19 protein-coding genes are annotated in these 18,414 nt (G+C 69.3%); 12 read left to right on the top strand and 7 right to left on the bottom strand.

Features of this window, described 5'->3' with window-relative positions; translation table 11 throughout:
- The first annotated feature begins 6 nt into the window (after nt 1-6).
- The 8 genes from ribBA to tolA are packed head-to-tail and all read left to right on the top strand — an operon-like array spanning nt 7 to nt 5,810.
- Nucleotides 7-1,104 carry a bifunctional 3,4-dihydroxy-2-butanone-4-phosphate synthase/GTP cyclohydrolase II gene (ribBA, locus tag AC3WQY_RS10735; protein ID WP_492708185.1) on the top strand — a complete coding sequence of 366 codons (1,098 nt, stop codon included), beginning with the start codon at nt 7-9 and terminating at the stop codon, nt 1,102-1,104.
- Between the two features lie 13 nt (nt 1,105-1,117).
- Nucleotides 1,118-1,582, top strand: coding sequence for a 6,7-dimethyl-8-ribityllumazine synthase (ribH, locus tag AC3WQY_RS10730; protein WP_285232089.1), 465 nt, complete (start codon nt 1,118-1,120; stop codon nt 1,580-1,582).
- Nucleotides 1,579-2,073 (top strand): transcription antitermination factor NusB, encoded by a 495-nt coding sequence (gene nusB / locus AC3WQY_RS10725; protein ID WP_285232088.1) that lies wholly within the window; start codon nt 1,579-1,581, stop codon nt 2,071-2,073. Before ribH ends, nusB begins: the two co-directional genes overlap by 4 nt.
- A gap of 20 nt (nt 2,074-2,093) precedes the next feature.
- Nucleotides 2,094-3,284, top strand: coding sequence for a pyridoxal phosphate-dependent aminotransferase (locus tag AC3WQY_RS10720; protein ID WP_492708182.1), 1,191 nt, complete (start codon nt 2,094-2,096; stop codon nt 3,282-3,284).
- Entirely contained in the window at nt 3,281-3,700 is a 420-nt protein-coding gene (ybgC, locus tag AC3WQY_RS10715) for a tol-pal system-associated acyl-CoA thioesterase (RefSeq protein WP_492708180.1), read from the top strand. The genes AC3WQY_RS10720 and ybgC overlap by 4 nt, the downstream gene beginning before the upstream one ends.
- A 16-nt stretch (nt 3,701-3,716) precedes the next feature.
- On the top strand, nt 3,717-4,421 hold the full coding sequence (gene tolQ, locus AC3WQY_RS10710; protein ID WP_285232082.1) for a protein TolQ: 705 nt from the start codon (nt 3,717-3,719) through the stop codon (nt 4,419-4,421).
- Between the two features lie 18 nt (nt 4,422-4,439).
- Nucleotides 4,440-4,886 (top strand): protein TolR, encoded by a 447-nt coding sequence (gene tolR / locus AC3WQY_RS10705; protein ID WP_492708176.1) that lies wholly within the window; start codon nt 4,440-4,442, stop codon nt 4,884-4,886.
- Between the two features lie 21 nt (nt 4,887-4,907).
- Entirely contained in the window at nt 4,908-5,810 is a 903-nt protein-coding gene (tolA, locus tag AC3WQY_RS10700; RefSeq protein ID WP_492708174.1) for a cell envelope integrity protein TolA, read from the top strand.
- Nucleotides 5,811-5,813: 3 nt separating this feature from the next.
- Here tolA and AC3WQY_RS10695 read toward each other — a convergent pair whose 3' ends face one another.
- From AC3WQY_RS10695 to AC3WQY_RS10680, 4 genes are read right to left on the bottom strand one after another with little or no spacing between them, the layout of a single operon-like run.
- A complete protein-coding gene (locus AC3WQY_RS10695; RefSeq protein ID WP_492708171.1) occupies nt 5,814-6,305 on the bottom strand; it encodes a DoxX family protein in 492 nt (163 codons plus the stop codon).
- Entirely contained in the window at nt 6,302-7,012 is a 711-nt protein-coding gene (locus tag AC3WQY_RS10690; RefSeq protein ID WP_492708169.1) for an HvfC/BufC family peptide modification chaperone, read from the bottom strand. The genes AC3WQY_RS10695 and AC3WQY_RS10690 overlap by 4 nt, the downstream gene beginning before the upstream one ends.
- Nucleotides 7,012-7,863 (bottom strand): MbnB/TglH/ChrH family RiPP precursor modification enzyme, encoded by an 852-nt coding sequence (locus AC3WQY_RS10685; protein ID WP_492708167.1) that lies wholly within the window; start codon nt 7,861-7,863, stop codon nt 7,012-7,014. The genes AC3WQY_RS10690 and AC3WQY_RS10685 overlap by 1 nt, the downstream gene beginning before the upstream one ends.
- Before the next feature lie 21 nt (nt 7,864-7,884).
- Nucleotides 7,885-8,166 carry a BufA1 family periplasmic bufferin-type metallophore gene (locus AC3WQY_RS10680; protein WP_285232076.1) on the bottom strand — a complete coding sequence of 94 codons (282 nt, stop codon included), beginning with the start codon at nt 8,164-8,166 and terminating at the stop codon, nt 7,885-7,887.
- Between the two features lie 128 nt (nt 8,167-8,294).
- On the opposite strand from AC3WQY_RS10680, the gene AC3WQY_RS10675 reads away from it, so the two are divergent.
- Together AC3WQY_RS10675 and AC3WQY_RS10670 are read left to right on the top strand one after the other, a co-directional pair.
- Nucleotides 8,295-8,861 (top strand): sigma-70 family RNA polymerase sigma factor, encoded by a 567-nt coding sequence (locus tag AC3WQY_RS10675; protein ID WP_285232075.1) that lies wholly within the window; start codon nt 8,295-8,297, stop codon nt 8,859-8,861.
- Nucleotides 8,861-9,058 carry an anti-sigma factor family protein gene (locus AC3WQY_RS10670; RefSeq protein WP_285232074.1) on the top strand — a complete coding sequence of 66 codons (198 nt, stop codon included), beginning with the start codon at nt 8,861-8,863 and terminating at the stop codon, nt 9,056-9,058. Before AC3WQY_RS10675 ends, AC3WQY_RS10670 begins: the two co-directional genes overlap by 1 nt.
- Before the next feature lie 7 nt (nt 9,059-9,065).
- Here AC3WQY_RS10670 and pcp read toward each other — a convergent pair whose 3' ends face one another.
- The 3 genes from pcp to AC3WQY_RS10655 are packed head-to-tail and all read right to left on the bottom strand — an operon-like array spanning nt 9,066 to nt 13,899.
- A complete protein-coding gene (gene pcp, locus AC3WQY_RS10665) occupies nt 9,066-9,713 on the bottom strand; it encodes a pyroglutamyl-peptidase I (RefSeq protein ID WP_492708162.1) in 648 nt (215 codons plus the stop codon).
- Nucleotides 9,710-13,369, bottom strand: coding sequence for a hydantoinase B/oxoprolinase family protein (locus AC3WQY_RS10660; protein ID WP_492708160.1), 3,660 nt, complete (start codon nt 13,367-13,369; stop codon nt 9,710-9,712). Before AC3WQY_RS10660 ends, pcp begins: the two co-directional genes overlap by 4 nt.
- Entirely contained in the window at nt 13,366-13,899 is a 534-nt protein-coding gene (locus AC3WQY_RS10655; RefSeq protein ID WP_492708158.1) for a winged helix DNA-binding protein, read from the bottom strand. The genes AC3WQY_RS10660 and AC3WQY_RS10655 overlap by 4 nt, the downstream gene beginning before the upstream one ends.
- A 230-nt stretch (nt 13,900-14,129) precedes the next feature.
- Here AC3WQY_RS10655 and AC3WQY_RS10650 point away from each other — a divergent pair, with 230 nt between their 5' ends.
- Both AC3WQY_RS10650 and AC3WQY_RS10645 read left to right on the top strand, forming a co-directional pair.
- Complete coding sequence (locus AC3WQY_RS10650; protein ID WP_492708156.1) at nt 14,130-16,661, top strand: GspE/PulE family protein; 2,532 nt, start codon at nt 14,130-14,132, stop codon at nt 16,659-16,661.
- A 6-nt stretch (nt 16,662-16,667) separates the two neighbouring features.
- A complete protein-coding gene (locus AC3WQY_RS10645) occupies nt 16,668-18,410 on the top strand; it encodes a GspE/PulE family protein (protein ID WP_492708154.1) in 1,743 nt (580 codons plus the stop codon).
- Nucleotides 18,411-18,414: the final 4 nt, after the last annotated feature.

Raw genomic sequence — 18,414 nt, 5'->3', positions numbered from 1 at the left:
GCGCCCATGCCGATATCCCCTATCCCCGAGCTGGTGGCCGAACTGGCGGCCGGCCGCATGGTCATCCTGGTTGACGAAGAAGACCGCGAAAACGAGGGCGACCTCGTGCTCGCGGCCGAGCATGTCACGCCCGAGGCCATCAACTTCATGGCCAAGTACGGCCGCGGCCTGATCTGCCTGACGCTCACCCGCGAGCGCTGCGAGCGCCTGCAGCTGCCGCCCATGGCCACGCGCAACGGCACCAAGCATGGCACCGCCTTCACGGTCTCCATCGAGGCTGCCACCGGCGTCACCACCGGCATCTCGGCGGCCGACCGCGCCCGCACCGTGCAGGCCGCGGTGGCGCGTGGCGCCGAGGCCCGCGACCTGGTGCAGCCCGGCCATATCTTCCCGCTGCAGGCCCAGGACGGCGGCGTGCTGATGCGTGCCGGCCATACCGAGGCGGGTTGCGATCTGTCGCAGATGGCCGGGCTCACGCCCGCCGCGGTGATCTGCGAGATCATGAAGGACGACGGCACCATGGCGCGCCTGCCGGACCTGGAGATCTTCGCCAAGGAGCATGGTCTCAAGATCGGCACCATCGCCGACCTGATCGAATACCGCAGCCGCAACGAATCGCTGGTGCAGCGCGTCGCCACGCGCAGCATGCGCACGCCGCAGGGCGACTTCGACTGCCAGGTGTTCCGCGACCGCACCGGCGCCCTGCATCTGGCCCTCACGCTGGGCAGCTGGCAGCCCGGCGAGGAAGTCACCGTGCGCGTGCACGAGCCCTTCTCGGCCCTGGACCTGCTGGACATCGGACCCTGCAGCCATTCCTGGCCCCTGCCCCAGGCACTCGCGCAGATCCAGGCCGAAGGCCGCGGTGCCGCGCTGCTGCTCAACGCCGGCGAGGACACCGAGGCCCTGCTGGGCCGCCTGCAGCCCGAGGCCGCCGCACCTGCTGCCAGCAGCATGGACCTGCGCACCTATGGCGTGGGCGCGCAGATCCTGCGCGAGCTGGGCGTGCACAAGATGAAGCTGCTGGGCAGCCCGCGCCGCATGCCCAGCATGACGGGCTATGGTCTCGAGGTCACCGGCTTTGTGGCCGCTGGCAACGCAAGCTGAGGAAGCAGACACCATGCAAGGATCAGACAAGGGCCAGGCCGCCTCGCTGGACGGCCAGAACCTGCGCATCGGCCTGGTGCAGGCGCGCTTCAACGACAAGATCACCAGCGCGCTGGCCGCGGCCTGCACCCAGGAGCTGCTGGCCCTGGGCGTGCCCGAGCGCCATATCCGCCACATCACCGTGCCGGGCGCGCTGGAGGTGTCCATCGCCCTGCAAGCCATGGCCGACAGCGAGCATTACGACGCGCTGGTGGCGCTGGGTTGCATCATCCGCGGTGAGACCTATCACTTCGAGTTGGTGGCCAATGAAAGCGGCGCCGGCGTGACGCGCGTCTCGCTGGACAGCAGCATCCCGATCGCGAACGCGGTGCTGACGGTCGAAAACGAAGCACAAGCCTGGGCACGCACCGAGGAAAAAGGTCGAGATGCCGCCCGTGTGGCGGTGGAGATGGCCAATTTGATGAAAGAACTGCAGTGAGCGAGAACGAAAACAAGAAGCCCGCGGCCAAGCCAGCGGCCAAACGTGCGCCCGCCAAATCGGCGCGCCGGCGTGCCCGCGAGCTGGCCCTGCAAGGCCTCTACCAATGGCTGCTCACCGGTGAAGACGCCGGCTCGGTCGATGCCCACACGCGCGAACAGGATGGCTTTGCCAAGAGCGACACGGCGCATTTCGACGCCCTGCTGCACGGCTGCATCCTCGAGGCCGCCGACCTCGACGCGGTGCTCTCGCGCCATGTGGACCGCAAGACCACCGAACTCTCGCCCATCGAGCATGCGGTGCTGATGATCGGCGCCTACGAGCTCAAGCATTGCATGGACGTGCCCTACAAGGTGGCGGTGAACGAGGCGGTGGAACTGGCCAAGTCCTTCGGCGGCACCGACGGCCACAAGTATGTAAATGCCGTGCTGGACCGTGCCGCCGTCGACCTGCGCCCGCGCGAGGTTGACGCCGCCCGCAAGCGCTCCTGAAGCAAGTTCTGAGTCAAGGCATGAAGCTGGCCCGGCGGCTCGACCACATCGAGCCCTTCTACGTGATGGAATGCGCCAAGGCCGCCGCGGAGATCGCGCGCAGCCCGGCCTGCGACCCGGCCCAGGGTGGCCGGCGCATGATCTACCTGAACATCGGCGAGCCCGACTTTGCCGCGGCCCCGGCCGTGCAAGCGGCCGCGCAGGCCTGCATCACGCAAGGCCGCACGCAATACACGCCGGCCACCGGCCTGCCAGCGCTGCGCGAGGCGCTGTCGCGCTGGTATGCGCAGCATTTCGGTCTGGCCATTGCGCCCGAGCGCATCGTCATCACCGCCGGCGCCTCGGCGGCCCTGCAGCTCGCCTGCCTGGCCCTGTTCGAGGCGGGCGACGAGGTGCTGATGCCCGACCCCTGCTACCCCTGCAACCGCCATTTCGTCGCCGCCACGGATGCGCGCGCCGTGCTGTTGCCGGCCGGGCCGGCGCAGCGCTTCCAGCCCAGCGCGGCGCAGATCGCCAGCGCCTGGAACGAGCACAGCCGCGGCGTGCTGCTGGCCTCGCCCAGCAACCCCACCGGCACCTCCATCGACCCCGATGAGCTGCGCGCCATCGTGGCGGCGGTGCGCGCGCGCGGCGGCATCAGCATCGTCGACGAGATCTACCTCGGACTGTCCTACGACGAGCGCTTTGGCCACAGCGTGCTGGGTCTGGGCGAGGACGTGATCTCGGTGAACAGCTTCTCCAAATACTTCGGCATGACCGGCTGGCGCCTGGGCTGGCTGGTGCTGCCGCCGGCGCTGGTGGCGCCGATCGAGAAGCTGACCCAGAACCTCTTCATCTGCGCCTCCGCGGTGGCCCAGCATGCGGCGCTGGCCTGCTTCGAGGCCGACGCGATGGCCGGGTACGAACGCCGCCGTGCCGAGTTCCGCGCGCGCCGCGATCTGGTGGTGCCCGCGCTCGAGGCCATGGGCCTGCCGGTGCCGGTGCTGCCCGACGGCGCCTTCTACGCCTGGGCCGATGTCTCGGCCTATTCGGACAGCAGCTGGGATTTCTGCTTCGAGCTGATGCACGCATGCCATGTGGCGCTGACGCCCGGACGCGATTTCGGCCCGGCCTTTGGCGAGCGCTATATGCGGCTCTCGTTTGCGAGCAGCCAGGACGACCTGCGCGAGGCCTTGCAGCGCATCCGCGCCTATCTGCAGGCACGCGCATGACGCAGGCTGGCGAAGCGTTCGAGTTCGCGCTGCGGGTCTACTGGGAAGACACCGACGCCGGCGGCGTGGTGTTCTATGCCAACTACCTGAAGTTCTTCGAACGCGCCCGCACCGAATGGCTGCGTGCCCTGGGTTTCGAGCAGGAGCGCCTGCGCACCGAACTGGGCGCGCTGTTCGTGGTCGGTGCCACCAAGGTGCGCTACCTCAGCCCGGCACGCCTGGACGATCAGTTGCGCGTCACCGTGAAGCCGATCAAGCTCGGCCGTGTCAGCATGGACCTGGCCCAGCAGGCCTGGCGCGGCCAGACGCTGCTGGCCGAGAGCGAGATCCGCATCGGCTGCGTGGGCGCGGCCGATTTCAAACCCACCCGCATTCCCGCTGCCATCCTGCAGGCCATCGCCGTGCCTGCGCCCTGACCCACTCTCCAGAGACATGAACCAAGACCTGTCCATCTTCAGCCTCATTGCCCACGCCAGCCTGGTGGTGCAACTGGTGATCGCCGCGCTCTTGCTGGTCTCGCTGGCGAGCTGGAGCGTGATCTTCAGCAAGCTCATCTCGCTGGGCCGGGTGAAGGCCAGCAACGAGGCCTTCGAGACCGAGTTCTGGTCCGGCAAGAACCTCAACGAGCTCTACAGCAGCGTCGCCAGCAAGACCGTGGGCGCGCCGCTGGAGCGCATCTTCGCCTCCGGCATGCGCGAGTTCCTCAAGCTGCGCGAGCGCCGCGTGGTCGAGCCCACCGCCCTGCTCGACGGCGCCCGCCGCGCCATGCGTGCCAGTTTCCAGCGCGAGCTCGATGCGATGGAGAGCAACCTCTCCTTCCTTGCCTCGGTGGGTTCGGTCTCGCCCTATGTGGGCCTGTTCGGCACCATCTGGGGCATCATGCACGCCTTCGTGGGCCTGTCGAACCTTCAGCAGGTCACGCTTGCCACCGTGGCGCCCGGCATTGCCGAGGCCCTGGTGGCCACCGCGATCGGCCTGTTCGCCGCCATTCCCGCGGTGCTGGCCTACAACCGCTTTGCGCGCCAGATCGACCGCAGCGCCATCACGCTGGAGACCTTCATCGAGGAGTTCTCCAACATCCTGCAGCGCAACGCCAGCCAGCCGGCCCCCGCCGGCCAGCAGGGCAACACGCGCTGAGGCGCCGGAGCACAGAGCATGGCAGCCATCGCCTCGCGCGGCCGCGGACGCCGCCGCACCATCAATGAAATCAATATGGTGCCCTTCATCGACGTGATGCTGGTGCTGCTCATCATCTTCATGGTGAGCGCGCCCCTCATCACCACCGGCCTGGTGGACCTGCCCTCGGTGGGCAAGAGCCGCCAGCAGCCCGAGCATGTGATCCATGTGATCGTGGGCGCCGATGAAAAGCTCAAGCTCAAGCTCGACAAGGAAGAGCCGCAGTCGGTGCAGCTCAAGCAACTGGCCGAGCGCGTCAAGACCGCCCAGGGCAGCGACAGCAACACCCCGGTGGTGATCTCGGCCGACCGCAGCGTCAAGTACGAGGCGGTGGTGAAGGCCATGGACGTGCTGCAGAGCGCGGGCATCGCGCGCGTGGGCCTGGCGGTGCGCAACGGCCCGCCCGCCGACGCCAACAAGAACTGAACCCGCGATCACGCAGCCGCCATGAGCGCCCTGGCCTCACGCTTTCACCTCGACCGCGACCCGCTGCGTCCGCCGCAGGCACCGGGCCTGGGCCGCGGCTTTGCCTTTGCGGTGGCGGCCCACCTGCTGCTGGTGCTGGCCCTGAGCGCCGGCGTGCACTGGCGTACCCAGACCCTGCCCACCTACGAGGCCGAGCTCTGGGCCGCCGTGCCCCAGGCCGCCGCCCCGCGCGAGCAGTTGCCGCCCGAGGAGCCGCCAGCGCCCAAGCCTCAGCCTAAGCCTGAAACCAAGACATTACCCAAACCCGCCGAGCCCGACCCGCGCGAGCTGCAGGCGCAGCGCGATGCCGAGATCGCCATCGCCAAGGCCGAGAAAAAGAAGAAGGACCTCGAGCAGAAGCGCCTGGCCGAGCTGGAAGCCGAGCGCAAGGCCAAGGAGCTAGCCAAGAAAGAGCAGGCCAAGAAGGAAGAACTGGCCTTGAAGCAGCGCCAGGCCGAGGCCGCCGCCGCCAAAGAGGCCAAGGAAGCGAAGGAGTCCAAGCAGGCCGAGGCCAAGCGCGAAGCGCTGCGCCAGGAGAATCTGCGCCGCATCCAGGGCATGGCCGGTGCCTCGGGCGGGCCGGGTGCCACCGGCAGCGCGCTGCAGAGCTCGGGGCCCTCGGCCAGCTACGGCGGCCGCATCAAGGCGCGCATCCGGCCCAACATCATTTACGCGGACACGCCCAGCGGCAACCCGGTCACCGAGGTCGAAGTGCGCGTGGCCCCCGACGGCACCATCATCGGCAAGAAAATCATCAAGCCCAGCGGCGATGCCGAATGGGACAAGGCCGTGCTGCGCGCGATCGACAAGACCGAAACCCTGCCGCGCGATGTGGATGGCCGCGTGCCCTCGCTGCTGGTCATCACCTTTCAGCCCAGGGAATAAGGCTCAGCGCCGCCGCGCCATCCAGGCATCCAGCGACCAGCGCCCCGGCCCCCACAGCGCCAGCCCGATCAGCAGCGCGCCCCAGAGCTGGTGGCCGGCCAGGGCGGCCGGTGCGATCTCCTCCAGGCTCAGCACCGCCATCACATTCATCACGCTCAGGCCCAGGGCCGCGAAGCGGCCACCCAGGCCCAGCACCAGCAGCACCGGCAGGCACAGCTCACCGCCGGTGCCCAGGTAGGCGGCCAGCTCGGGCGGCAGCAGCGGCACATGGTATTCGTCCTGGAACAGCGCCAGCGTGGTGCCCCAGTCGCGGATCTTGGTCAGGCCCGAGAGCCAGAACACCTGGGCCACATACAGCCTGGCGCCCAGCAGCACCAGCGCCTGGGCCTGTTTCAGCAGGGTCCGCAACCAGGCGGGCAGGCGGGCAGCGTCGTCCACGCCGGCGTCGGTCAGGCCCAGCCAGGCCGCGTTCTTCATCAAGGCATTGAGTTTCATGTCGGTTCACCTATGGGTTCCACGCGCCACAGCTGTTGCTGCAGCAAGGCCTCATGCAGCCAGGCCGTGAAGTCGAAGTCCGGATGCGCCGCCAAGCAGGCATCCAGCGCGGATTGCAGATCGACGCCGGCCAGCAGCTGCGCCATCAACAGAGCCTGGGCCGCGGGCAGCGGCTCGGCCCGGGCGCGCCAGCCCTGGCGCCACACCAGCAAGACCTGACCCTGGCTGTCGGCCGGCAGCAGCCGCAGGCCCGGTCGCATGCGCAGCCGCAACAGGCCGGGCGAGGGTTCGCCGAGCCGCAGCAGGCTGTCGGCATCCAGGCTGGCGTCGGCCGCACGCTCGGTCGCGTGCAGTGCCCATTCCAGCCGGCTCAGATCCAGCCAGGCGGGCTCCATCTCGGGCTGGCCGGCCAGGAAATCATGCAGATCGGCGCCCCATTCGCCCATGTCGCCAAGCCGCGGCGGCCGCCAGCGCCAGAAAGCCCAGGCCATGGCAGCAAACTCGCTCGCACCCATGGCCTCGCGCAACTGCGCGAACACCGCGGCCAGGGCGCGCTCGGCGAGCGCCGCCGCATTCAGGCGGTAGGCCAGCAGGCCGCGTGCCGCCCCGCCCTGCACGCCGGCCGGTGCGCGCCAGGGCCCCTCGGCAGTGCCGCCAAGCACGGCCTGGACCAGCTGACGCTGGCGCTCGATCTCGCCCGCGCTCATCAGGCCTCCACCGGCGTCAGCTCGGCCATGCAGGCCTGGGCCATGGCGGCCTCGTCCAGCAGCACGGCCAGCGCGGGCACATCGGTGTCCCACTCGATCAGGCTGGGCAGCGGCCCGAGGCGTCGCAGCGCATGGCGGTAGACCTGCCAGACTGGTGCATGCACGCGGCTGCCATGGTCGTCGATCACCAGGTCCGGCGTGCGCGCATAGCCGGCCAGGTGGATCTCGCCCACCGTGCCGGGGCTGATCGCATCCACCCAGGCCGACGCGCGCGCAACCGCTTGCGCCTCCGAGTCGCCCTCGTTGAGCGCATTCACCACCAGGTTGTTGACGTCCAGCAGCAGGCCGCAGCCGCTGCGCCGCGTCAGCTCGTTGAAGAACTCGGGTTCGGCCAGGGTGTCGCCCTGCCAGCCCAGGTAGGCGCTGAGGTTCTCCACCAGCAGCTGGCGGCCCAGGCGCTGCTGCACCTGGTCCACATGGCGCAGCATCAGCGCCAGGCTGTCATCGTTGAAGGCAATCGGCAGCAGGTCGTTGCCATGCGAGACCTCGCCACTCAGCTGCACGCGGGCAAAGCTGGCGTGGTCGGATACCCGCAGGGGCTGCACGTCCGCCACCAGCTCGGCCAGGCGCTCCAGATGCCAGGCATCCAGCCCGCAGGCCGAACCCAGCGCCAGGCCCACGCCATGCAGGCTCAGCGCATAGCTGGCGCGCGCATCGCGCAGCAACTGGCGGCTGGCGCCGCCGGCGGCAAAGAAGTTCTCCGAGTGCACCTCGATGAACCCCAGCGCCGGCCGCTCGTCCAGCAGTTGCGCGTAATGCGGCTGTCGCCAGCCTATGCCCAGATGCTTCATGGTGGTTGCTGGTTCGGCGGCTTACTTCTTCAGCTTGGCCTTGGCTTCCTCGGCCGTCAGGCCCATTTCCTTCTTGCAACTGCCCTTGGCCACGTACTTCCACTCGTCCGGCGAGCCATCGGTCTTGGCCTGGCCGGCGCAGGAGTGGCTGCCGCTCAGGTTGGCGCAGTCGTTCTGCCCGGCCTTGACGATGCCGAAGCATTTTTCCTTGGCGGCCTTGTCGTCGGCGGCCACGGCCTGGCCGACGGCGCCGAGCGTCAGGGCGGCGAGCAGGGCGGAAGAGATCAGCTTGTTGGTGGACATGGAAAGTCTCCGTGTTGAATAAAGAGAGGGTTGCTGGAGTGACGCATCATCGCGTCGCCAGCCTTGTGTCGCAAGCGAGCGTCCAGTCCTTACACTCGGGCCCACAAAATCATTCTTCCGGACCGCCGATGGCTGATTTCTCCGCCGAACTCGAACGCCTGCGACCGCAGCTGCTGAAATACGCGCGCCTGCAATTGCGCAATGCCGCCTGGGCCGAGGACGCGGTGTCGGACACCCTGCTGGCCGCGATCGAGCGGCCGCAGACCTTTGCCGGCCAGTCGCAGCTCAAGACCTGGCTGATCGGCATCCTCAAGCACAAGCTGATCGACCAGATCCGCCGCAACAGCCGGGAGCTCTCCACCACGCGCGAAGACGACGAGCCGATCGAGGACGAGCTGTTCGACAGCACCGGCCACTGGCGCGATCAGCCGCAGGACTGGGGCGACCCCGAGCATGCGCTGCGGCAAGTGGACTTCATGCGCGTGCTGGAGGCCTGCGTGGAGCTGCTGCCGGGGCAACAGGGCCGGCTCTTCATGATGCGCGAATGGCTGGAGCTGGAGACCGACGAGATCTGTAAGGAACTCGCGATCAGCCCGACCAATCTCTGGGTGATGCTGCACCGAGCCCGCCTGCGCTTGCGGGAATGCCTGCAGCTGAACTGGTTTTCGGGCGCGCAGCTCGCCAAGGAGTCCTGATGTCGTTGTTGAAGCGCACCTGCAAGGAAGTCAGCCTGCTGGTCATGCAAGCGCAGGAGCTGCAACTGCCCTGGCGCGAGCGCCTGGCCTTGCGGCTGCACATGATGGCCTGCGACGCCTGCCCGCGCATCGTCGACCAGCTGGCGCTGATGCGCCGGGCCACCGAGCGCTGGCGCAGCTACAGCGAGAACGAGTAGCGCGCCCTCAGGCGATCGTGCCACCGCCCTGGCGCACATCGTTCCTGACGCGCCAGGCCACGCCCAACGCCAAGCGCACGCCGGCGATCATGGTCTCGAGTGCCATGCTGGGCTGGCCCGGGTGCAGCGCCGCCTGCTGGGGCAGCAGGGGAATGTGCATGAAGCCGCTGCGCACGGCGCTGCCGGCGAGCTGGTGCTGCATGCCGTAGAACACATGGTTGCAGACGAAGGTGCCGGCGCTCTGCGAGATGCCCGCCGGATAGCCCGCCACGCGCAGCGCCGCCACCATGGACTTGATGGGCAGGGTCGAGAAGTAGGCCGCCGGCGCATCCGCGATCACCGCCTCGTCGATCGGCTGGCTACCCTGGTTGTCGGCGATGCGGGCGTCATCCACATTGATGGCCACGCGCTCCACCGAGAGTTCGCTGCGCCCGGCGGCCTGGCCCAGCGCCAGCACCAGCTGGGGCTGATGCTGGGCCAGCGCCTTGGCCAGGCTCTGCAGCGCCGCGCCGAACACGCAGGGCAGCTGCCAGGCCAGCACGCGGGCGCCGGCCACCTGCTCGCCGTCCAGCGCCCGGGCCACCTCCCAGGAGGGGTTGATGTGCTCGCCGCCGAAGGGCTCGAAGCCCGTCAGCAAGATGGTGCCGCTCTTCATATCGTCTGGTCCTCCGCTGATCCATAGCCGCCGCCGCCGGGTGTCTCGATCACGAACACATCGCCCGGCGCCATCTCCACCGTGGCGATATGGTCCAGCCACTCGATGCTGCCATCGCCGCGCTCGACGCGGTTCACCCCCACCGCCCCGGGCAGGCCACCGGCCATGCCGAAGGCGCCCTGCTTGCGGCCATTGCTGAGGATGCCGGCGCTCATGGCCTCCAGGAAGCGCAGGCGCCGCACCCCGCCATCGCCGCCGCGCCAGCGCCCGGCGCCGCCCGAGCCGGCGCGGATCGCATAGCTCTCCAGCCGCACCGGGTAACGGAACTCCAGCACCTCGGGGTCGGTGAGGCGCGAATTGGTCATGTGTGTCTGCACCACGCTGGTCCCGGCAAAACCCGGCCCCGCGCCCGAGCCGCCCGAGATGGTCTCGTAGTACTGGTAGCGCGCGTTGCCGAAGGTGAAGTTGTTCATGGTGCATTGCGCCGCCGCCATCACGCCCAGCGCGCCATAGATGGCATTGGTGACGCAGCTGGAGGTCTCGACATTGCCCGCCACCACGGCGGCCGGATGGCGCGGATTGAGCATGCTGCCCTCGGGCACGATCACCTCCAGCGGCTTGAGGCAGCCGGCATTGAGCGGGATCTCGTCGTCCACCAGGCTGCGGAAGACGTACAGCACCGCCGCCATGGTGACCGACTTGGGCGCATTGAAGTTGTTGGGCAGCTGGGCGCTGCTGCCGCCAAAGTCGATCTGCGCGCTGCGCCGCGCCCGGTCCACGCGCAGCGCCACGTCGATACGGGCGCCGTTGTCCAGCTCCATGCTGTAGCTGCCATCCTTCAGCGCCGTGATGACGCGGCGCACCGCCTCCTCGGCGTTGTCCTGCACATGGCCCATATAGGCGTTCACGGTCTCCAGGCCGTACTGCGCCACCATGGCGCGCAGCTCCTGCACGCCCTTCTCGTTGGCGGCCACCTGGGCGCGCAGGTCGGCCAGGGTCTGCTCCGGGTTGCGCGCGGGCCAGGGCCCTGCCAGCAGCAGGGCGCGCAACTCGGCCTCGCGCAGCCGGCCCTCGCGCAGCAGCAGCAGGTTGTCCAGCAGCACGCCCTCCTCCTCGATGCGCGTGGACAGCGGCGGCATCGAGCCCGGGCTGATGCCGCCGATATCGGCATGGTGGCCGCGCGAGGCGACGTAGAAGACCGGTGCCGCGCCACCATCCAGGTAGACCGGGGTGACGACGGTGACATCCGGAAGGTGCGTGCCGCCATGGTAAGGATCGTTCAGCGCATAGACATCGCCCGGCCGCATGTCCGGGTTGCGCGCAATCACGGTCTTGATCGATTCGCTCATCGAGCCCAGGTGCACCGGCATATGCGGCGCGTTGGCGATCAGCTGGCCCTGGCCGTCGAACAGCGCGCAGGAGAAGTCCAGGCGCTCCTTGATGTTGACCGAATGCGCGGTGTTCTGCAGGCGCAGCCCCATCTGCTCGGCGATGTTCATGAAGAGGTTGTTGAAGACCTCCAGCATCACCGGATCGGCGCGCGTGCCCAGCGCCTGGGCCTGCGGGCGCGGCAGCACGCGCTGCAGCTCCAGGCAGCCGCCCGCGCTCATGCGGGCCTGCCAGCCGGGCTCGACCACCGTGGTGGCATTGCGCTCGGCGATCACCGCCGGCCCCTGCACCAGCGCGCCGGGGCGCAGCTGCTCGCGCTGGTAGAGGCCGGCCGCACGCCAGCCCGCCGGCTGGCCGTCACCGCCGCAATACATGCGCAGCTGCTCCAGCGGCGCGGCCGCGTGCGGCTCGCCCCCTTGCTCATCGGCGCCTTGCGCGGCCCCACCACCGGCCACTTCCCCGGGCGCCAGCGCCTCCACCACAGCCGCCTCGATCACCAGGGCGCGCCCCGGCATCAGGAAGGCAAAGCGCTGGCGGTAGGCGGCCTCGAAGGCCTGCTGCAGCAGGGCCAGGTCTTGCGCGGCGGGCACTTGCAGGGCGGTGTCCGTGCCCTGGTAGCGCAGCAGCAGGTGGGCGCGCGTCTGCAGGCGCGCGGCCGGCAGGCCCTGGGCCAGCAGCTCGGCGCGCGCCGCCTCGGCCAGCCGCGCCAGCTGGGCCTGCGCCTGCCGCAGGCCGGCGGCATCCAGCGGCAGCTCGACCGCCGCCTCGCGCATCGCCACCTGATCGGCCAGGCCCATGCCATAGGCGCTCAGCACGCCCGCCAGCGGGTGCACGAACACGCGCGACATGCCCAGCGCGTCGGCCACCAGGCAGGCATGCTGGCCGCCGGCGCCGCCAAAACACTGCAGGGTGTAGCCGGTGACGTCATAGCCCCTGGCCACCGAGATGCGCTTGATGGCATTGGCCATCGAGGCCACCGCGATCTGCAGCGCGCCGGCCGCCACCTCCTCGGCGCTGCTGCCGCGGCCGGTGGCGGCACCGATCTGCGCCGCCAGGGCCTCGAAGCCGCGCCGCGCCGCGGCCAGGTCCAGCGCCGCGTCGGCCCGGGGTCCGAACACATGGGGGAAATGCGCGGGCTGGATCTTGCCCAGCAGCACATTGGCATCGGTCACCGCCAGCGGGCCGCCGCGCCGGTAGCTGGCCGGGCCGGGATGGGCGCCGGCGCTCTCCGGGCCGACGCGCAGGCGCGCGCCGTCGAAGCGGATCACCGAGCCCCCACCGGCGGCCACCGTGTGGATGCTCATCATCGGCGCGCGCATGCGCACGCCCGCCACCTGGGTCTCGAAGGCGCGCTCGAACTCGCCCGCGTAATGCGAGACATCGGTGGAGGTGCCGCCCATGTCGAAGCCGATCACCCTGGCATGGCCGGCCTGCAGGGCGGTGCGCACCATGCCGACGATGCCGCCGGCAGGGCCGGAGAGGATCGCGTCCTTGCCCTGGAACTGCCCCGCCTCGGTGAGGCCGCCGCTGCTCTGCATGAACAGCAGCGGCACGCCCGGCATCTGCGCCGCCACCTGCTCCACATAGCGGCGCAGGATGGGCGAGAGATAAGCGTCCACCACGGTGGTGTCGCCGCGCCCCACCAGCCGCATCAGCGGGCTGACCTGGTGCGAGACCGAGACCTGCTCGAAGCCGAGCTCGCGCGCCAGCGCCGCCGCGGCCAGCTCATGGGCGTGGTAGCGATAGCCGTGCATGAAGACGATGGCGCAGGCGCGCAGCCCGGCCTGGCGGGCGGCCTGCAGCTGCAGGCGCAGGTCCGCCAGGTCGAGCGCCTGTTCCAGCTCGCCATGGGCGCCGACGCGCTCGCGCGCCTCGATGACCCGCTCGTAGAGCAGCTCGGGCAGCTGGATATGCCGATCGAAGAGGCGCGGCCGCGCCTGGTAGGCGATGCGCAGCGCATCGCGAAAGCCCTGGGTGATGACCAGCACGGTGGGCTCGCCCTTGCGCTCCAGCAGCGCATTGGTGGCCACCGTGGTGCCCATCTTCACGCATTCCACCTGGGCGGGCGAGATGGTCTCGTGCGCCCGCAGGCCAAGCAGGCGGCGTATGCCCTCCACCGCGGCGTCGCGGTATTGCTCGGGGTTTTCCGACAGCAGCTTGAGGGTGTGCAGCCGGCCATCCGGCGCACGCCCCACCAGGTCGGTGAAGGTGCCGCCGCGGTCGACCCAGAACTGCCAGCGCCCGGCCGGCGGCGCCGGCGCGCTCACAGCGAGCTGGCGGCACGCGCCGCCTGGTCATACATGCCCGACATGCTGCGCAGCAGGCGCGCGTTGGCGCCGATGTCGTGGTTCAGCTCCTGCTCGAAATTGTCCATCAGGCAGGTCTCGCGCACCTCGCGGTAGCGCTCCACCAGGGCCTCGCCGTCGGCGGTAGGGGTGTAGAACACCTCCTTGCCCTGCTTCTCGGCGGCCACCAGGCCGGCCGCCAGCAGCTTCTTCAGCGCATAGGCCACCACATGGGTGTCCTCGTAATTGAGCACGAAGCAGATGTCAGCCAGCTTCTTGTTGCGCGCCCGGTGGTTCACATGGTGCAGCACCAGCACATCGGTGATGGCCAGATCGCCGCGGCCGGCCGCCGCCATGCAGCGCATGGCCCAGCGCGAGAAGGCGTTCCAGGCCACGATCAGGCCGAACTCGAACTCGCTCAGCTCGAGGCTGCGCGGCGACACCAGATGCGAGGAGGAGACGATGCCGCCGGCGCTCTGGCGGCCCGCGGCTTTGAGTTTGGAGGCGGGCATGAGGGGGGCGGGCAAAGATTGCGATTTATCGATAATTTGTGAACATCATGCCAAAACCTGCCCACCGACCCATGCGGGTTGTTACCGGGTGACCGCCGAAATGAGTGGGCGCTGCGCGCCAAATCCGCCGATGAAAGGGCCGCCCAGGCCTTAGCATGCGGGCACGAGGTGCCGTGGCGCTTGCATCGCCCTGCCCGTCCAGCCCAACGATTTCCCGCAGGAGCCACGCGATGTCCGCAGATCTGTCCGCCCCACTGAGCTGGCCCTATGCGCCCAAGCCAGACAGCGGCTCCGACGCGGCGCCCGACGCGCAGTTCCACTGGCCCACCCCGCCCTTTGCCGCCTACCCCGAGCCCAGCCCGCATCTGGGCCCGGAGGCCTGCGAGATCATCGGCATCAACAACAGCCGCACGGTCGGCTCGGTGCTGCAGATCTCGGCGGCCGAACGCACCCTGCAGGTGAACGTACCGCCGGCGCGCAACGCCATGATGGTGAAGTTCGGGCAGATCCGCGCGCTCAAGCTGATGCGGGTGATCCCGGCCGCGCCGCGCGAGACCGACCAGCCCGATGTGCGCCTGAGCCTGGACCAGCGTCCGCGCAGCAGCTTCAAGGTGCATTTCAACGGCGGCGGCGAGATCAGCGGCAGCACCATCGGCCATTGCCACGACCACAACGGCCTGTTCCTGTTCCCGCCGCTGAGCGAGGGCAACGATGCGGTGCGCTGCATCTTCATACCGCGCGAGGTGCTGGGCAACTTCGAGCTCGGTGAGCGCATCGGCGAGGTGCTGGTGCAGGACGCCCTGGCCACCGAGGAGCAGGTGGAGGAAGCCGCACGCGAGCAGCTGCAGCTGCGCAGCCGCCGCGTCGGCGACATCCTGGTGGCGCAGCAGATCGTCACCGCCGATCAGCTGCTGCAGGCGATCGAGCAGCAGGCCCGCATGCCCATGGTGCGCATCGGCGAGGCCCTGCTGGCGCTGGACCTGGTGTCGCAGCAGCAGCTCGAGGATGCGCTGGCCCAGCAGCGCATGGACCGCTCGGTGCCGCTGGGCGAGCTGCTGGTGCGCAAGGGCATCGTGAGCCGCCAGCAGCTGCAGTCGGCGCTGGCGCGCAAGATGGGCTATCCGCTCGTCGACGTGGAGCATTTCCCGGTCGAGCCCGACGCCATCCGCAAGCTGCCGCTGTCGGTGGCCAAGCGGTTGGAGATCCTGCCGCTGGTGCTGCGCGAGGGCAAGCTGATCGTGGCGATGGAGGACCCGACGCGGCGCGACGCCATCGACGAGGCCGAGTTCGTCTCCCAGCTCAAGCTCGTGCCCACGCTGGCCAAGCTGGGCAGCCTGGCCTTTGCGATCCCGGCCGCCTATGGCCGCTTCGGCTCCGAGCCGATCGGCAGCCGCGACTTCGGGCTGCCGACGCTGCAGGCGGATTTCGAGCTCGACAACGCCGACAAGCTGGTCGAGACGCTGGAACGCGAAGGCCTGGCGAGCAGCTCGCGCGAGGACGACAGCCCGATCGAGCAGAGCGACAACTCGCTGGTGCGCATGATCAACACCATGATCATCGAAGCGCATGCGCAGGGCGTCTCCGACATCCATATCGAGACCCACCCGGGGCGCGAGAAGCTCAAGATCCGCTTCCGCAAGGATGGCGCGCTGCATCCCTATCTTGAGCTGCCGCACACCTATCGCAGCGCCATGATCGCGCGCATCAAGATCATGTGCGACCTCGACATCTCCGAGCGCCGCAAGCCGCAGGACGGCAAGATCAATTTCGCGCGCTTCTCGCCCCAGCACAAGCTGGAGCTGCGCGTCGCCACCATTCCCACCAGCAATGGCCTGGAAGACGTGGTGATGCGCATCCTGGCCTCGGCCAGGCCCATCCCGATCGACAAGCTGGGCCTCTCGCCGCACAACCGCCGCGAGCTCGAGGCCGCGGTGCAGCGCCCCTACGGCATGGTGCTGTGCGTGGGCCCCACCGGCTCGGGCAAGACCACCACCCTGCACTCGGTGCTGAGCCAGATCAACACGCCCGAGCGCAAGATCTGGACCGCCGAGGACCCGGTCGAAATCACCCAGCCCGGCCTGCGCCAGGTGCAGGTGAATCCCAAGATCGACTGGACCTTTGCCAAGGCCCTGCGCGCCTTCCTGCGCGCCGATCCCGATGTGATCATGGTGGGCGAGATCCGCGACGAAGAGACCGCGCAGATCGCCGTGGAAGCCTCGCTGACCGGCCACCTGGTGCTCTCCACCCTGCACACCAACAGCGCGCCCGAGACCGTCACGCGCCTGCTGGACATGGGTATGGACCCATTCAACTTCGCCGACTCGCTGCTGGCCGTGCTGGCGCAGCGCCTGGTGCGCCGCCTGTGCCCCAGCTGCCGCCGCTCGGAGCCCATCGGCGAGGCCGCGCTGACCGAGCTGATGGACGACTATCTGCATGTGTTCGCCGCCGACCAGCGGCCGACGCGCGAGGCGCTGCTGGCCGACTGGCTGACCGAGCATGGCGTGAACGGCCAGCTGATGCATTTCCACAGCCCCGGCTGCACGCAATGCGACCAGACCGGCTTCAAGGGCCGCGCCGGCCTGCATGAGCTGCTGAGCGTGACGCGGCCGATACGCCGCCTGATCCAGACCGGCGCGCGCGCCGAGGAGATCCAGCAGGCCGGCATGGCCGAGGGCATGCGCACGCTGCGCCAGGATGGCATCGTCAAGGTGCTTGCCGGCATCACCACGCTCGCCGAGGTGCGGGCCACCAGCAACAACTGAGCCGGCATGGACACCGCCGCCAATCCCGCAACTCCAGCAACTCCGGACACCACCGGCCGGCCGCAGAAGCTGCGCCTGGGCGATGTGCTGGTGCAGCAGCAGCTGATCAGCGAAGCGCAGCTGCAGCAGAGCCTGGAGCTGCAGCGCGCCACCGGCAAGAAGCTGGGGCGGCTGCTGATCGATGCCGGCCTCATCACCGAAGAGGCGCTCGCCCATGTGCTGGCGCGCCAGCTGCGCGTGCCCTTCGTCAACCTGAAGAGCTTCCCCACCCGCAGCGAGCTGGTGCGCCTGCTGCCGGAGACGCCGGCGCGCCGCTTCAAGGCCCTGGTGCTGGAGGACAAGGGCGACTACCTGCTGGTGGCGATGGCCGACCCGCTGGACCTGTTCGCCTTCGACGAGCTGAGCCGGCTGCTGAAGCGCCGCATCAGCATGGCGGTGGTGGCCGAGAGCCAGCTGCCCGCCGCCTTTGACCGCCATTACCGGCGCAGCGAGGAGATCTCCGGCCTGGCCAAGGCGCTGGAGAAGGACATCGGCGACGCCGTCGACTTCGGCGCCCTGCAGGCCAGCGTGGGCCAGGAGGGTGCGCCGGTGGTGCGCCTCTTGCAATCGGTGTTCGAGGACGCCGCCGCCGCGGGTGCCTCGGACGTGCATGTGGAGCCGCAGGAAACCGAGCTGCTGATACGCAACCGCATCGATGGCGTGCTGCAGACCCAGACCCAGGCCGACAAGCGCATCGCCGCGGCGATCGCCCAGCGCCTTAAGCTGATGGCCGGTCTGGACATCTCCGAGAAGCGCCTGCCGCAGGACGGCCGCTTCTCGCTGCGCCTGCGCGAGCGCACCATCGACGTGCGCCTCTCCACCCTGCCCGGCCAGTATGGCGAATCGGTGGTGATGCGCCTGCTGGGCCAGGGCACGGCGATCCGGCGCCTGGACCAGATCCACATGCCCGAGGAGATGCTGGCGCGCTTTCGCGAGCTGCTGGGCCGCATCTCGGGCATGGTGCTGGTGACCGGCCCCACCGGTTCGGGCAAGACCACCACCTTGTACGCCGCGCTGGCCGAGATCAACGCCGAGCAGCACAAGATCATCACCGTCGAAGACCCGGTCGAATACCGCCTGCCGGGCCTGACCCAGGTGCAGGTGAACGAGAAGATCGAGCTCAGCTTCTCGCGCGTGCTGCGCGCCACCCTGCGCCAGGACCCCGACGTGATCCTGGTGGGCGAAATGCGCGATGCCGAGACCGCCGAGATCGGCCTGCGCGCCGCCATCACCGGCCATATGGTGCTCTCCACCCTGCACACCAAGGACGCCGCCAGCACCCCCTTCCGCCTCCTGGACATGGGCGCGCCGCCCTTCATGGTGGCCACCAGTCTGCAGGCCGTGATCGCCCAGCGCCTGCTGCGCGCGATCTGCGAGAACTGCGCCGAGCCGCACGAGCCCTCGCCGCAGGAGGCCGCCTGGCTGGCCGCCAATGCGGAAGACGGCAAGCCGCTGCAGAGCCAGCGCGGACGCGGTTGCTCGGTCTGCAACGGCACCGGCTACCACGGCCGGCGCGGCATCTACGAGATGCTGGAGATCGACACCGAGATGGCCCTGGCCATCACTCACAGCGACAGCCAGGCCTTCATGCGCGCCTCGCGCGAGCGCCTGCGCGGCAAGACCCTGGCCGATGGCGCGCTGGCGCTGGTGCGCCAGGGCAAGACCACGGTGGCCGAGGCCATGCGCATCGCCACCGACGCCGGAGACTGAGCCC

The organism is Roseateles sp. FW301-B2 (assembly GCF_058788955.1).
Note: the sequence above shows the minus strand (reverse complement) of the source record. Positions and strands in the feature narration are given on the sequence as shown.